The 13,957-nt window shown below is 59.0% G+C and carries 16 protein-coding genes; 10 read left to right on the top strand and 6 right to left on the bottom strand.

From position 1 onward, the window contains the following. The first annotated feature begins 217 nt into the window (after positions 1 to 217). Positions 218 to 1,201 (top strand): DUF3829 domain-containing protein, encoded by a 984-nt coding sequence (locus ACA071_RS22935; RefSeq protein ID WP_497641256.1) that lies wholly within the window; start codon positions 218 to 220, stop codon positions 1,199 to 1,201. 127 nt (positions 1,202 to 1,328) lie between these two features. Here the strand turns inward: ACA071_RS22935 and ACA071_RS22930 are convergent, their stop codons facing one another. The 5 genes from ACA071_RS22930 to ACA071_RS22910 form a co-directional block, all read right to left on the bottom strand. Next, a complete protein-coding gene (locus ACA071_RS22930; protein ID WP_497641255.1) occupies positions 1,329 to 1,709 on the bottom strand; it encodes a termination factor Rho in 381 nt (126 codons plus the stop codon). A gap of 117 nt (positions 1,710 to 1,826) precedes the next feature. After that, positions 1,827 to 2,081, bottom strand: coding sequence for a hypothetical protein (locus tag ACA071_RS22925; protein WP_497641254.1), 255 nt, complete (start codon positions 2,079 to 2,081; stop codon positions 1,827 to 1,829). 53 nt (positions 2,082 to 2,134) lie between these two features. Next, positions 2,135 to 2,470 carry a hypothetical protein gene (locus ACA071_RS22920; RefSeq protein ID WP_497641253.1) on the bottom strand — a complete coding sequence of 112 codons (336 nt, stop codon included), beginning with the start codon at positions 2,468 to 2,470 and terminating at the stop codon, positions 2,135 to 2,137. Positions 2,471 to 2,554: 84 nt separating this feature from the next. Then, entirely contained in the window at positions 2,555 to 3,757 is a 1,203-nt protein-coding gene (locus tag ACA071_RS22915; protein ID WP_497641252.1) for an MFS transporter, read from the bottom strand. 112 nt (positions 3,758 to 3,869) lie between these two features. Next, the gene (locus ACA071_RS22910; protein ID WP_497641251.1) at positions 3,870 to 4,523 is read right to left on the bottom strand and encodes an HD domain-containing protein; all 654 of its coding nucleotides are present in this window, start codon (positions 4,521 to 4,523) and stop codon (positions 3,870 to 3,872) included. A 271-nt stretch (positions 4,524 to 4,794) separates the two neighbouring features. Here ACA071_RS22910 and ACA071_RS22905 point away from each other — a divergent pair, with 271 nt between their 5' ends. The 9 genes from ACA071_RS22905 to ACA071_RS22865 all read left to right on the top strand — a co-directional run bounded on the left by ACA071_RS22905 (position 4,795) and on the right by ACA071_RS22865 (position 12,786). After that, positions 4,795 to 5,277, top strand: coding sequence for a GNAT family N-acetyltransferase (locus ACA071_RS22905; protein ID WP_133838361.1), 483 nt, complete (start codon positions 4,795 to 4,797; stop codon positions 5,275 to 5,277). Positions 5,278 to 5,424: 147 nt separating this feature from the next. Continuing rightward, positions 5,425 to 5,937 (top strand): hypothetical protein, encoded by a 513-nt coding sequence (locus tag ACA071_RS22900; RefSeq protein ID WP_497641250.1) that lies wholly within the window; start codon positions 5,425 to 5,427, stop codon positions 5,935 to 5,937. A gap of 53 nt (positions 5,938 to 5,990) precedes the next feature. Continuing rightward, entirely contained in the window at positions 5,991 to 6,542 is a 552-nt protein-coding gene (locus ACA071_RS22895) for a hypothetical protein (protein ID WP_497641249.1), read from the top strand. Between the two features lie 26 nt (positions 6,543 to 6,568). Beyond that, positions 6,569 to 7,504, top strand: a complete 936-nt coding sequence (locus ACA071_RS22890; protein WP_497641248.1) for a hypothetical protein — start codon at positions 6,569 to 6,571, stop codon at positions 7,502 to 7,504. 97 nt (positions 7,505 to 7,601) lie between these two features. Then, entirely contained in the window at positions 7,602 to 8,594 is a 993-nt protein-coding gene (locus ACA071_RS22885) for a 2-dehydro-3-deoxygalactonokinase (protein WP_497641247.1), read from the top strand. A 19-nt stretch (positions 8,595 to 8,613) separates the two neighbouring features. After that, entirely contained in the window at positions 8,614 to 9,234 is a 621-nt protein-coding gene (locus ACA071_RS22880) for a 2-dehydro-3-deoxy-6-phosphogalactonate aldolase (RefSeq protein ID WP_497641246.1), read from the top strand. A 47-nt stretch (positions 9,235 to 9,281) separates the two neighbouring features. Then, complete coding sequence (gene dgoD / locus ACA071_RS22875) at positions 9,282 to 10,430, top strand: galactonate dehydratase (RefSeq protein ID WP_497641245.1); 1,149 nt, start codon at positions 9,282 to 9,284, stop codon at positions 10,428 to 10,430. 181 nt (positions 10,431 to 10,611) lie between these two features. Continuing rightward, a complete protein-coding gene (locus ACA071_RS22870) occupies positions 10,612 to 11,922 on the top strand; it encodes an MFS transporter (protein WP_497641244.1) in 1,311 nt (436 codons plus the stop codon). Between the two features lie 60 nt (positions 11,923 to 11,982). Next, positions 11,983 to 12,786, top strand: a complete 804-nt coding sequence (locus ACA071_RS22865) for an IclR family transcriptional regulator (RefSeq protein WP_497641243.1) — start codon at positions 11,983 to 11,985, stop codon at positions 12,784 to 12,786. Here the strand turns inward: ACA071_RS22865 and ACA071_RS22860 are convergent. Continuing rightward, positions 12,783 to 13,835 (bottom strand): NAD(P)-dependent alcohol dehydrogenase, encoded by a 1,053-nt coding sequence (locus ACA071_RS22860; protein ID WP_497641242.1) that lies wholly within the window; start codon positions 13,833 to 13,835, stop codon positions 12,783 to 12,785. The two genes, ACA071_RS22865 and ACA071_RS22860, sit on opposite strands and share 4 nt — an antisense overlap. Positions 13,836 to 13,957 lie beyond the last annotated feature (122 nt).

Genomic DNA, 13,957 nt, shown 5'->3' with positions numbered 1-13,957 from the left:
CTTCGCGGGCAAGCCTCGCTCCTACAGCGATGGCGGTAGGCATTTGCTATCACGTCTGAAAATTCGCACAATGCGCCCCCCAGGAAGGGGCGTCTGACAACTCGTCAGGCCAGTTTCGTACACTCATGGAGAGAGTCCCCCGTTTGCAAAACCTCCCCTCGAATCCCCCCCGGCAAGCCATGCATGGCCCGCCGCGTTTTTTTATGGATGAGAAAAAATGAATTACCGGATGATGATTGCCGCGACACTGGTCGCGACTTCTGCTTTGTTAACCGGTTGTGGCGATAAGCCTGACGCGACTGTCAGCGCGAAGACCAGCCAAAGCGCCGCTGAACAGCAACAAATCGAGAAGTACAACCTGTATGTCGATGTGGCCAACAGCCTGACGACATCTTTCCAGGAAGCCCGGGAAAACTACCTGAATCAACAGATGCCGCTGTTAAAGGGCAAAGAAGCGCCAACCTCGATGCGCATCGAGAACGACATTCTGGTTGATCGCTCGGCGACGAAACTGGACTCCGCCGCTGCCATCGACACCCGGATTGTCGAAATCGATGCCGCCGCCAAGGACTTCTCCGCAGCGCTCAAGGCGTTGTCGCCGTTGAGCCACGAGTTGAACAACTACGCCGACTCCAAAGGTTACCTGGCCGACAATGGCGCCAAGGCTCGTCAATTGAGCACGGATTACCTGGCGGCACTGACACTGGTCGCGCAGAAAGAAGAGGCGTTCTACAAAGGGCTGAGTGATCGTGATCAGGCGTTGACCAAGGACGCGTTCGACAAGGCGCCCAAGGACACTGCGGCTTACTATCGCGCCGGGCTGATTTACTACGGCAAAGTCAACAATGCCGACGCGAACGTGTTGTTTGCTGCGCCTAATGACGCAGCAGCACTGGACGCTTTCGAGAAGTCCCTGGCGCAAGTGGCGGATGCTGCCGCCGGTTGGAACAAGACAATCTCCGAGCAATCCGCCAAGACCGGCAAGAGCTGCAGTGGCGGCATGCTGGAAATCAACGAGTTTATCGGCCAGTCCCGCTCGATGATCAAAGACATCAAGGACGGCGTGTTCAAACGCGAAGAAACCGGTTTGATGGCAAAAATGCCGGCACACATGCGCAGTTCCAACATCGTCAATTCGGCTAACCGCTACAACCGCAATTACTCGAACGTCATTAACCGGTTTAATCATCCGATGTGTTGAGCGCTCACGCTTAAAACATCTGACGTCTTCACGGGCAAGCCTCGCTGCTACAAGGGATCACGCAATCCCCCGTAGGAGCGAGGCTTGTCCGCGAAGGGGCGATCAAATTCAACACAGATCCCGAGCGTCAACCGGCTTTGCGCAACGCCTCAATCAACGCCTGCTTGCGCATCCCCGACCGCCCCGGAGTTTTCTTCGCCCGGGCTTCTTTCATCAAACTGTCGACGGTCTGGGTATCGCGCGAAGCCTTGCTGTTGCGCGAATGACCTTCACGGCTGGCGACCGCTCGGCGAGATGATTCCTTGCGATCCTCGGACTTGGTGCTCGCCGGTTTCTTGCGCCCGGAGCCACCGGCCCGTTCGCCACCTCCCGACTGTTTGTTCACCGTGGCCCAGGCTCGGGCTTCGGCTTCGTCCTTGGACACACCTTTGTGTTCGTAACCTTCTTCGATGTGCTCGGCCTTGCGCTTTTGCTCGGCGGTGTACTTGTCTTTGCTTCCACGAGGCATGGGATTTCTCCTGGCTTCACGAATGTTTAAAAGATCACAGCCTGCGGCAATTCCTGCGATGCATGGCGTACACCCGTAAGAGCTGGCGAAGCCTGCGATCTTTTGATCTTGCTGTTGTTAAACGTCCAACTTACGCGCCGCTTCAACCCCCGCCGCGCTGAGTTTGATCGGCAGGTTCAGCGAATGCTCACCCGCCTCGTTACAGGTCACATGACCGTGATGGATCAGCCCGCGATCCTGCAACGTGGCGAGGGTACTGGCCACGACTTTCTCCCCCCGGTAATTGTCCAGGACCTCCTTGCCCAAACCATTTGGATGGGCGTGCAGCAGACGGGTCAAGACTTCTTTTTCCAGGTTTTTATCGACGTTCATGGTTACCTCTTTCATGGCTGTGGATAGGGTGTTGCGTCGCTCGCGTCGGCGAACTATTGGCCGGTACCTTCGGAGCCCGAACCACCGGTGGTGGTTTTCGAGCCCGTGCCGGGGCCGGCGTTATCGGGTGTCTGGGTGTCCGGCATGCTTGTCCCGCCCTGACGGCCGGTGTCGTTGCCCTTGAGGCGCGGATCGGTGCCCGTGGACGGCGGCAGACTGCTGTCGACCCCTGAACCATTGGTGTTCATGCCAGGGGCACTCTGGATGGCGGGGGCTTTGGGTTTTTCGACCGGGTCGGTCGGGCCGGTGCCAGAGGTCGAGGTGGCGGCGAAGGCCGTAGAGGACAGCAGGGCAGCGAGAGCGAGAGCGGTCAGCCGGGACATGATCATGGTGTCGTCTCCAGATTATTAGAGTCCTTACCTGATATTGGTCCGCCCTCGATTTGGATTGGTGCCTGATGAACGACGAACGGTTCAGGCTTGTTGCAGGTTTTTGCCGGCCACTCGGTGCCAGACCAGCCGGCCCACGGTGATCAGCCAGTTCAGCACCGCGATCAGTAAAACTGTAAGCAACAGTGTCGCCATCCCTTGCTCAACAATGATTTTGCCAGCCAGAAATGGAAAGCCGAACACGCCGATAAAATAAGACAGGCTAAACAGCAGCAAGGCTTGCGCAGTAGTGCCGGCCGGCGCTTCGTTGGCGGCCAGGCCGTTGATCACCGAGTAAGTCAAGCCGTAGCCGACCCCGAGCATCACCGCCGCCAACAGGTACGTGAAGCTGCTGTCGACCACAAAGCCGAACATCAGGATCGAGCCCATCATCAGCCCCGACAACAGGCAGGATGCACGGAACGGATCGCGTTTGACCACGAAGCTGGCGATCAGCATTCGGCTGCTGATCGCCGCGCCCATGAAGCCGAAAAAGAACAGCGAGTAATCCAGTGAGCGCGACGTTGCGTAACTGGTCTGGAAACTCGACAGCCCGCCGAACACACAGCCGCCGAGGCCCACCATGATGATCGGGAACAGCGCTTTGGAAGACAGCACTTGCACCGCTGCGCCCCAGGAGATTCGTGAGACGGTGGCCGCGTTCGCAGGCGCTTTTTTGAGCTGCGAATCCAGCCGCCAAAACAGCAACACGCCGACAAGGCTGGCCAGCGCCGCCAGGTAAAACGCCGCTGTCACCGGATAACCCAGCGCACTGGCGGCGCGCCCCAGCAACGGACCGCTGCCAATGCCGGTCATCATGCTGCCCGACAGCAACGCAAAGTATTTGGCCCGTTGGGCCGGCGTCACCAGACTCGCCACAATGATCGGCCCCAAGGTGTAGAACACCCCCCAGCCCAGCCCCAGCAGCAGCCCGAAAAACAGCAGCAGGTTGCCAAAGCCTGGCGTCAGCGCGAAGCCCAGGCTTGCCGCTACCAACAGGATGCCAAACAGCGCAATCGAACGGGCCGCGCCGAGCAGGTCAGACAGATGCCCGGAAACGATCACCGCCGCAAAAGTACTGAGCATCGCCGCCGAAATCACGCTGCCGGCGTCATGCTCATTACCGCCTCTGGAGCCGATCAACAGCGAGAGCAAAAACGTCGAGCCATAGGACAGCGACAGCAGGTAACTGGCGAGGCAAAACAGGCCGAACAACTTGCTTGAGACCTGGGGCGGGGCGGTAGACATGCAGCGGTTCCTTGAGCCGATAGACGTGCGATTGATCTATCTACCATGCAAAGCGCCGATGTTAGGTCCGAGGTTGCCGATTTCAGGGTTAGTGCAGGCCGGAGTAAGGGGTTCAGCAGACGCCGATTTCTTCCTTGAACAACTCCATGAAACCTTTGAGCCGCTGATGGCGAATCTGCGCCAGGTGTTGACCCGAGGCGGTCTGGAAACCATCCGCCAGGTGCAGCAGCTTGGTCTGGAAATGGTCGAGGCAAAAGCGCTTGTCGTCGTAGTCCCGGGCCTTGGCTTCCGGGTCCAGCGGGTCGTACAACGCACTGCCCATGCGCCCGGCGATGTAGAAGGTTCGCGCCACGCCGAGCATGCCGAGGGAGTCGAGCCGGTCGGCGTCTTGCAGGATTTTCGCTTCGAGAGTGGTCGGGGTGATGTTGGCGGAAAAACTGTGGGCCTCGATGGCGTGGGCGACGGCGGTGATTTTTGCGCCGGACCAATCCAGTGTTGTCAGCAGCGTCGCCGCTTTCTCCGCTGCCAGCCTTGAAGCCTGAGCGCGCAGCGGTGAGTTCTTCTCCACCGCCACGCAGTCATGCAATAGCACCGCCGCCAGCAGCACGTCCAGATCACCGCCTTCTTGCGCGTGAAGCGTACGCACGTTGTGCCAGACGCGCTGCAAGTGCGACAGGTCGTGGGCGCCGTCTTCCGAGGGTTCAAGCGCGTGGGGCAGGAGCGTTTCGGCGAGGGTATGCAGGGGGGTGAAGGCGGTGGCAGTCATAAACATCCTTTTATGCAGAGTTCTTGTAGCGACACGGATTTGTAGCAGCTGGCGAAGGCTGCGTCCGGCTGCGAAGCAGACGCCAAACCTGAGCACGCGGTCCGTCGGATACACCGCGCCGCCTGGATTCACGACTGCTGCGCAGCCGAACGCAGCCTTCGCCAGCTGCTACAGGTGCGAGGTGAGTTACAGGGTACTTTTTGCTTTCCCATGTGACGAGCGCCGATTGCCGCCTTAGTATGGCGTTTTCAACTTCTGACAAGGCACGTCCATGACGATCGAGATCCGCCCGGCGACCCCCAGCGATGCACCGCAAATCCTCGCGTTCATCACTGAGCTGGCCGACTACGAACGTGCCCGTCATGAAGTCATCGCCAGCGTTGCCGATATCGAGCGCAGCCTGTTCAGTGAAGGCGCCACCGCCCACGGCCTGATCTGCCTGCGTGACGGCTTGGCGATCGGCTTCGCGGTGTTCTTCTTCAGCTATTCGACCTGGCTGGGCAGCAACTGCCTGTACCTCGAAGACCTCTACATCACCCCCGAACAACGCGGCGGCGGCGCCGGCAAAACCTTGCTGCGCCACCTGGCAAAAATTGCCTGCGCCAATGATTGCGGGCGTTTCGAATGGAGCGTGCTGGACTGGAACAAACCGGCCATCGAGTTCTACAAATCCCTCGGCGCGCAGCCACAGGAAGAGTGGGTGCGTTATCGGATGGATGGGGCGGTGTTGCGGGAGTTTGCCGAAGGTCGTTGAGGGCTGATGGCAATCTGCTTCTGAATCAGTTGTCGACATCGCTCTAGTCCGGCACTCTGTGCGCCCTTTGCGCGCTCACGGACGACACCTGCAATGCAATCAGGCTCCTGCTTATTTCCTCTGCGCCCGATCGTTGGGTTGTTGGTAATGACGGTGGCACTGGTTTTGTGTGCATCCTGTGCCCGTACACATGGCATCAGGCCTGCTCACCTGGCATTTGATTCGATTCAGATCAGGAAGGATAGCGTCTACTTTGAGGTTCGCTTCCATTCGGATATAGAGTTACTTGAGCTGTTCTGGCGAGAAAAACGGGCGAATCGTTTTGATCAGGTCTTCATGTGTGCGCTGGCACAAGATACCGATTTTTCGGTGACGCATACGATCACTTATGCAGCCACAGGCTTGATTGAATCAGATCCACTGTTCAAAGGAAGTAAGGGGTTTGGATATATCGCCAATGTCGCTTTTAAAAAGGTGGCCGATAAGCGCCGGTCATCTGAGTATTTGGACAAAGATACGCTGATGAATCTGTTGGCCGGGAAGTCTTCTATTCCGTGCAAGGTGATTTCTACGGCGACCGGCTATAAGGCCTATTACACCGGTTCGCTCTATATGTCGGTGGCTGACATCGTTTCTCAGTTAAATAGAGCGGGCGAATAGATGCTGCGGTTTTTACCTGGCCGGTCACTGCCGACGGTCGAGAACTGCTGCCCATGGGCTTGAGTCGCTGGCAACTTCAGATGAAAAGGCTGCATGTGACAGGCACGGCGGTTTTGTGTGCTTCCTGTGCGCAGCGGCCCATTATTCTCCCGGTCGAGGTCGCTTATCTTTCTATAGATAATGTTCAGGGTGGAGGTCTGTACGACATTCGCTTTACGTCGACTGCGGATGTTTTGCATTTTTTCAAACAGCAAACCGGAGAAGCGCAGAACGGTGAGTCACTGGTCTGTTCACTGGATGGCGGAACAAATTTTTTCACATGGAATGAGCCGCAGAAATATGCACGGGATGAAATAGCGGAAGTGGATCGGGCGCAACCGAACGCTTTACGTACTTACTCGGCGAGCGTGTTTGTCAGGCAGACAAAAGACGGTTCCTTGAACACATCGATACCCACAAATGAACTGCTGGCTCTTTTGCGTTCGCGTGAATCCATACCCTGCAGGGTGTTGATCTTGGGAGATTCGTACGGCCCCTATTACTCGGGCGTGATGTCAATTCCCGCCGCCGACTTCTTGGCCGTGGTAAAGCGTAAACGCTGGTAAATCATCAGAAATTCAACGGAGTAAGTATGGCAAGGCTGCTACCCGTCGCGCTAAAGCTGCGATTTTTTACCTTAATGATGTTGTGTGCATTGTGTTCGGGGTGCCTGCATCTCGATGTACCGCCGGCTCGACTCGAGTTTGTCTCGTTCAATCATACTGGCTATTCGTCCTATAACCTGCGGTTCACGTCGGACAGGGACCTGATTAATTTATATGAGGTACACGGGCGGGGCGGACAAATAGGCACCAGCCTGCATTGTTCACTCAATGGTGACCTCGACTTTTCCGTGGAACACCGCATTGCACTGGAAGGTTATGGCCGCATAGACGGAATGCGGCTGATCGAGGGCGACCGACGCTATGAACTATCGGCCAGTATGCTATTCGAGAACAATGAAGATCACTCGGGTTGGAATTACATCGAATCAGCAGAATTAGTTCGGCTCCTGGAACCCCAGGAGTACATGCCCTGCAAGGTCGTCATTACTGCGTTCCCTTTCGTCGCTTACTATTCAAAAGTGATGTACGTGCCGACATCGCGGATTATTGCCGAGGTGAAAAACCCTCGAATTGCGCCTCGACGCGTTTCACTCAAACCCGCAGATTGGCCGTTGGCGTGGTTGCAATTCGAGCCGGTTTGCATCGTTCGCTGGCGTGACGAGTTATCGCCAGCCTACGACCAGATCGACGACGTCGGTTTATGCCGCGATGTGCCTTACGCCGGCCTGTTGGCTTCATTTGCGCCCAGCAACAAAAAAATGCGCCTGGTGAAATGGTCGGATCAGACCCCCAAACCGTTGACGGCTTACACGCTGATTCGAGGTGATGGTCGGCGCGAACCCGGTATCTCGGCTGAGAACGGTGATACCCATCTGGTGGGCTCGCTGACGCGGGAGACGCTGAAGGTTGAAGTCGGGGCGGATATTGGGGCCAGAGAACGGTGGACGCCACAAATCGACTAATCCCAATATGTGGGAGTATTAATTACATATTGAGATTTTCCATCTAGAAGGTCTATAGTCCAGCTCACTCACTGCCAAAAACAAAACAGGTGAAGCGATGCTGGCGCAATTGATCGCGCTCGATTGGGGGACAACCTCATTACGTGCTTACAAACTCGCCGCGGGTGGCCAGGTGCTGGAACAGCGTTCGCTGTCGTCCGGCATCATGCAGCTGCCGCGCACGCCGCGAATCATCAACGGCCAGGAATGCACCGACGGTTTTGAACTGGCCTTCGATGACGCTTGCGGTGACTGGCTCGACGCGCAACCTGATTTACCGGTGATTGCCTGCGGCATGGTCGGCAGTGCCCAGGGCTGGCGCGAAGCGGCCTACTGCGACACGCCGGCAAACGTCGCCAATCTCGGAACCTCCCTACAAACCGTACGCAGTCTTCGCGGTGTCGATGTACACATCGTGCCGGGTGTGATTCAGCGTTCGCGTCTACCGAACGTGATGCGCGGCGAGGAAACCCAGGTGCTGGGCGTGTTGCAGAATCTGCCGGACGGGGCGAGCGGCGATCTGTTGATCGGCTTGCCGGGCAGTCATTCGAAATGGGTGGAAGTGGCCGATGGCTGCATCGTTCATTTCGACACTTTCATGACCGGCGAAGTCTTCGCCGTGCTCAGTGAACACAGCATTCTCGGACGCACCCAACAGCAGGGCGCGTCATTCGATAGCCAGGCGTTTGACCGTGGCGTGCAAGTGGCGTTGTCGGCGGACGGCGAGATCGGGCCGTTGTCGACACTGTTCAGCGCTCGCAGCCTTGGGCTGACCGGCGAACTCAGTGCCACCGCGCAACCGGACTATTTGTCTGGCCTGTTGATTGGCCATGAACTGTCGGCCTTGGCCAACGTTCAGCGGCGCCGCCGCAACAGCGTGCATCTGCCCTCGATCATCCTTATCGGCAACGCCCAACTCTGCGCTCGCTACGGCCGGGCCCTCGAAGCCTGCGGCTTTGCCAAGGTGACCGTGGCCGAACAAGCCACCGAGCGCGGGTTGTGGCAACTGGCGCTCGCCGCCGGCCTGATCAAACCCAATCCATCCCGTTAAACCTGACTGGAGGTCTGACATGCTCAAGCAAGCCCTGGCGCAAAACGGCCTGATCGCGATCCTGCGCGGCCTGCGTCCTACAGAGGCTGCGGCCATCGGCGAAGTGCTGTACAGCGCCGGATTTCGCGTCATCGAGGTGCCGCTCAATTCCCCCGAGCCGTACGAAAGTATCCGCATCCTGCGCAGTACCTTGCCTGCCGATTGCCTGATCGGCGCGGGCACGGTGTTGACGCCGGAACAGGTCGAACAGGTGAAAGCGGCGGGCGGCCAGGTGATCGTCATGCCTCACAGCGATCCCAAGGTATTGCGCGCGGCGAAGGCGGCGGGGTTGTTTCTGTCGCCGGGCGTGGCGACACCGTCCGAAGCCTTTGCTGCACTGGCCGAAGGCGCGGATGTGCTGAAGATGTTTCCCGCCGAACAGATGGGCCCAGCCGTGGTGAAAGCCTGGCTCGCCGTGTTGCCGGCCGGAACCATCCTGGCGCCGGTCGGTGGCATTACGCCGGACAACATGCAGGTGTTTATCGACGCCGGGGTCAAAGGATTTGGCCTGGGGTCCGGGTTGTTCAAACCGGGCATGACCCCCGAGCAAGTGGCGGCCAATGCCAAGGCCTATGTCGCTGCATGGAACGCGCTGCGTTAAGACTTTTTGGCGCCGAGCGCGCTACATCTAACAAGAGAGACAAAAAGATGAAAATCACCAAACTCACCACCTTCATCGTCCCGCCGCGCTGGTGCTTCCTCAAGATCGAAACCGACGAGGGCGTGACCGGTTGGGGCGAACCCGTGGTCGAAGGCCGCGCACACACCGTCGCCGCTGCCGTTGAAGAATTGTCCGATTACCTGATCGGCAAAGACCCACGCAACATCGAAGACATCTGGACCGTGCTCTATCGCGGCGGCTTCTACCGTGGCGGTGCGATCCACATGAGCGCACTGGCCGGTATCGACCAGGCGTTGTGGGACATCAAGGGCAAGGCCCTCGGGGTGTCGGTCAGCGATTTGCTCGGTGGTCAGGTACGGGACAAGATTCGCGTGTATTCGTGGATCGGCGGCGACCGTCCAGCGGACACCGCTCGCGCGGCCAAAGAAGCGGTCGAGCGTGGCTTCACTGCGGTGAAAATGAACGGCACCGAAGAGCTGCAATTCCTCGATTCCTTCGAGAAAGTCGACATGGCCCTGGCCAACGTCGCCGCCGTGCGTGACGCGGTCGGCCCGAACGTCGGCATTGGCGTTGACTTCCATGGCCGGGTGCACAAGCCCATGGCCAAGGTGCTGATGAAGGAACTCGACCCGTACAAACTGATGTTTATCGAAGAACCGGTGCTCAGCGAAAACTACGAAGCGCTGAAGGAACTGGCGCCGCTGACCAGCACCCCGATTGCCCTCGGTGAGCGGTTGTTCTCGCGGTGGGATTTCAAACGCGTGCTGAGCGAAGGTTACGTCGACATCATCCAGCCCGATGCCTCCCACGCCGGTGGCATCACCGAAACCCGCAAGATCGCCAACATGGCCGAAGCCTACGATGTGGCGCTGGCGCTGCATTGCCCGCTGGGCCCGATTGCGCTGGCGGCGTGCCTGCAACTGGACGCGGTTTGCTACAACGCGTTCATCCAGGAACAGAGCCTGGGCATCCACTACAACGAGAGCAACGACCTGCTGGATTACGTCAAGGATCCGCGGGTGTTCGACTACGACAAAGGTTTCGTGAAGATCCCGAATGGCCCGGGGCTGGGGATCGAAATCAACGAGGAATATGTGATCGAACGCGCAGCCGTCGGGCATCGCTGGCGCAACCCGATCTGGCGCCATGCCGATGGCAGTTTTGCCGAATGGTGATTCCTGCGCGGTGAGGTGATCGTTCCCACGCTCTGCGTGGGAATGCCTCACCGGACGCTCTGCGTCCGCTCTTGGGGCGCGGAGCGTCCCTGGCTGCATTCCCACGCAGAGCGTGGGAACGATCAACGCAAGGTTACGTTGCGCCCATTGACCTCAATAAACATAAGAAGAGGCATCCCTCATGCAACCGCAAACCCTCACCGGGCAGGCGTCGTTGGTGACGCCCAGCCGTAAGCGTTTTTTCATCATGGTGCTGTTGTTTATCACCGTGGTGATCAACTACCTCGACCGCAGCAACCTGTCGATTGCCGCCCCGGCGCTGACCAGCGAACTGGGGATCGACCCGATCCATGTCGGGCTGATTTTCTCGGCCTTCGGCTGGACCTACGCCGCCATGCAGATCCCCGGCGGCTGGCTGGTGGATCGCGTACCGCCGCGCATTCTCTACAGCGTCGCATTGCTGTTGTGGTCGATTGCCACGGTGATGCTCGGTTTCGCCGCCAGCTTCATCGCGCTGTTCGTCTTGCGCATGGCGGTCGGTGCGCTGGAAGCGCCGGCGTATCCGATCAACAGCCGCGTGGTCACCACTTGGTTCCCTGAGCGCGAACGCGCCACGGCCATCGGTTTCTACACCTCCGGTCAGTTTGTCGGGTTGGCGTTCCTGACGCCGGTGCTGGCCTGGCTGCAACACCAATACGGCTGGCACATGGTGTTCGTCAGCACCGGTGTCGTCGGCATCATTTGGGCGGTGATCTGGTACGCGGTGTATCGCGAGCCGCGGGATTTCAAAGGCGCCAACGAGGCGGAAATCGACTTGATCCGCGAGGGCGGCGGGTTGGTGGATATCCAGGCTGACACCGCCAAGGCCAAGGCGAAATTCAGCTGGACCGACCTCGGAATCGTCTTGAGCAAACGCAAGCTCTGGGGCATTTACCTCGGCCAGTTCTGCCTCAACTCGACGTTGTGGTTTTTCCTGACGTGGTTCCCGACCTACCTGGTGAAATATCGCGGTATGGACTTCATCAAGTCCGGCTTGCTGGCGTCGTTGCCGTTTCTCGCGGCGTTTGTCGGCGTGCTATGTTCGGGATTCTTCTCGGACTTTTTGATCCGTCGCGGTTACACCGTCGGGTTTGCCCGCAAACTGCCAATCATTGGCGGCCTGCTGATTTCCACCTCGATCATCGGCGCCAATTTCGTCGAGTCGACGCCGCTGGTGATTGCCTTCCTCGCATTGGCATTCTTCGGTAACGGGCTCGCTTCGATCACCTGGTCGCTGGTCTCGACCCTGGCTCCAGCAAGGTTGCTCGGGCTGACCGGTGGGGTATTCAATTTCATCGGCAACCTGTCGGCGATTACCACGCCAATCGTCATCGGTTTCCTCGCCACCGGTGATTCATTTGCGCCGGCGATCACCTACATCGCGGTTCTCGCTTTGATCGGTGCGCTTTCCTACGTGCTGCTGGTGGGCAAGGTCGAGCGTATCGAGTTGTAGTCGCAGCCGTCGGGCGACCATAATGCCGCCCGTTCCCCCGCTCAACGGTAAAGGCTGGATATGCAGGAAGACGCCCCAAAAATCGCCAAGGATGCCGCGCCAACCGGCACCCAGACTCTGCTTCGTGGTTTGGGTGTGGTTCAGGCCGTGGCCAGTGGAGCCCGTGATCTCAAGGAAATCGCCCGGCTGATCGGCACTACGCGCAGCACCACCCATCGTCTGGCCAGTTGCCTGGTGGATGAGCGTTATCTGCGGGTCGTGCCGCAAGTCGGTTATTTGCTGGGGCCGAAGCTGATCGAACTGGGTTTCCAGGCTCGGGAAGAATTGCCACTGGTGACCCTGGCCGGGCCGTATCTGGACGAGTTGTCGGCATTGACCGGCGACACCATTCACCTGGCGATTCGTGAAGGCGACGAGGTGCTGTACCTGCACAAGAATCCGGGGCGCAATGGCCCGGAAATGCGTTCGCGGGTCGGCCATCGCATGCCGCTGGCGCGTACCGGGATCGGCAAGGCGCTGATGCTCGATGACACGCAGGAAGACTGGAAGCGGCTGTACGAAGTCAGCCTGCCGGCAGGTGGGAAGAATCAGTTCTGGCCGCTGCACCCGGAGCAGTCCTGGGAGCAATTTCAGCAGCGCATGGTCGAGTATGTGGCGGGGGGCTACGCGTTCGATCTGGAAGACAACGAACCGTCGATCCGTTGTGTAGCGGCACCGATTCGTGATGCCAGCAAGCGCATCGTCGCCGGTATCAGCATCGCCAGCACTGTGCCGTACATGCCGCTGGAAAAAATGGCCGAGCTGATTCCCCTGATCAAAGGGGTCACGGCTCGGCTCTCCGCCGAACTCGGCGCGAAGGCTTAGACCTTCAGCGTCGCCATGTCGATCACGAAGCGGTACTTCACATCACCGGCAATCATGCGGGTGAAGGCTTCGTTGATCTGATGGATGTTGAGCATTTCGATGTCGCAGGTGATGTTGTGCTCGGCACAGAAATCCAGCACTTCCTGGGTTTCGGCAACGCCACCGATCAGCGAACCGGCCAGTACGCGGCGGCTCATCACCAGTTTGCCGGCGTGGACCGGTGGATCAACCGGTTCGATCAAGCCCACCAGAATATGCACGCCGTCGAAACGCAGGGTATCGAGGTAGGGGTTGAGGTCGTGCTGCACCGGAATGGTGTCCAGCAGGAAGTCGAAATGGCCCGCGGCGGCCTTCATCTGTTCGGCATCGGTGGACACAATCACGTGGTCCGCGCCTTGACGCCGCGCTTCTTCAGCCTTGTTCGCGGAGCGGGTGAACAACGTCACTTCCGCGCCCATGGCCTTGGCAAACTTGATGCCCATGTGGCCGAGGCCGCCCATGCCGAGGATCCCGACCTTGTCGCCAGCCTTCACGCCGTAATGCTTGAGCGGCGAGTAAGTGGTGATGCCGGCGCAGAGGATCGGCGCGGCGCTGGCCAGGTCGAGTTTTTCCGGGATGCGCACCACGAAGTGCTCGCTGACCACGATGCTGTCGGAGTAACCGCCCATGGTGTTGCTGCCATCGACCCGGTCTGGGGTGGCGTAAGTCATGGTCGGACCTTCGAGGCAATATTGCTCGAGGTTGGACTGGCAGGCTTCGCAGCTGCGGCAGGAGTCGACCATGCAGCCGACGCCGACCAGATCACCGATTTTGTGCTTGGTCACGTTTGCACCGACGGCGGTCACTTTGCCTACGATCTCGTGGCCGGGCATCAGCGGGTAAACGGCAATGCCCCACTCGTTGCGGGCTTGGTGGATGTCGGAATGGCAGACGCCGCAGTAGAGAATATCGATCGCCACGTCGTCGGCCCGAGGGCTGCGACGTTCGAATTTCACGGGGGCGAGGGGAGTGGTGGCCGACTGGGCGGCGTATCCGATAGCGGTGTACATGAGGAACCTCGCAAAAGCAGTGACAGGTGAGGTGGGCCATTTTGGGCACCGAAGCGGGTGTCGGCCATGGCGATTCCTCCGGGTGTCATGCCTAATCCTCCGGCATGTGCCGTGGATTGGTC

This window comes from Pseudomonas sp. LBUM1646 (genome assembly GCF_059716165.1).
The sequence above is the reverse complement of the archived record's forward strand: the minus strand, read 5'-3'. Positions and strand labels throughout refer to the sequence as shown.

Bases quoted from the DNA above. Each gene is read 5' to 3' on its own strand.
- ACA071_RS22935 (WP_497641256.1), top strand. From the start codon at position 218: ATGAATTACCGGATGATGATTGCCGCGACACTGGTCGCGACTTCTGCT.
- ACA071_RS22930 (WP_497641255.1), bottom strand. From the start codon at position 1,709: ATGCCTCGTGGAAGCAAAGACAAGTACACCGCCGAGCAAAAGCGCAAG.
- ACA071_RS22925 (WP_497641254.1), bottom strand. From the start codon at position 2,081: ATGAACGTCGATAAAAACCTGGAAAAAGAAGTCTTGACCCGTCTGCTG.
- ACA071_RS22920 (WP_497641253.1), bottom strand. From the start codon at position 2,470: ATGATCATGTCCCGGCTGACCGCTCTCGCTCTCGCTGCCCTGCTGTCC.
- ACA071_RS22915 (WP_497641252.1), bottom strand. From the start codon at position 3,757: ATGTCTACCGCCCCGCCCCAGGTCTCAAGCAAGTTGTTCGGCCTGTTT.
- ACA071_RS22910 (WP_497641251.1), bottom strand. From the start codon at position 4,523: ATGACTGCCACCGCCTTCACCCCCCTGCATACCCTCGCCGAAACGCTC.
- ACA071_RS22905 (WP_133838361.1), top strand. From the start codon at position 4,795: ATGACGATCGAGATCCGCCCGGCGACCCCCAGCGATGCACCGCAAATC.
- ACA071_RS22900 (WP_497641250.1), top strand. From the start codon at position 5,425: ATGACGGTGGCACTGGTTTTGTGTGCATCCTGTGCCCGTACACATGGC.
- ACA071_RS22895 (WP_497641249.1), top strand. From the start codon at position 5,991: ATGGGCTTGAGTCGCTGGCAACTTCAGATGAAAAGGCTGCATGTGACA.
- ACA071_RS22890 (WP_497641248.1), top strand. From the start codon at position 6,569: ATGGCAAGGCTGCTACCCGTCGCGCTAAAGCTGCGATTTTTTACCTTA.
- ACA071_RS22885 (WP_497641247.1), top strand. From the start codon at position 7,602: ATGCTGGCGCAATTGATCGCGCTCGATTGGGGGACAACCTCATTACGT.
- ACA071_RS22880 (WP_497641246.1), top strand. From the start codon at position 8,614: ATGCTCAAGCAAGCCCTGGCGCAAAACGGCCTGATCGCGATCCTGCGC.
- dgoD (WP_497641245.1), top strand. From the start codon at position 9,282: ATGAAAATCACCAAACTCACCACCTTCATCGTCCCGCCGCGCTGGTGC.
- ACA071_RS22870 (WP_497641244.1), top strand. From the start codon at position 10,612: ATGCAACCGCAAACCCTCACCGGGCAGGCGTCGTTGGTGACGCCCAGC.
- ACA071_RS22865 (WP_497641243.1), top strand. From the start codon at position 11,983: ATGCAGGAAGACGCCCCAAAAATCGCCAAGGATGCCGCGCCAACCGGC.
- ACA071_RS22860 (WP_497641242.1), bottom strand. From the start codon at position 13,835: ATGTACACCGCTATCGGATACGCCGCCCAGTCGGCCACCACTCCCCTC.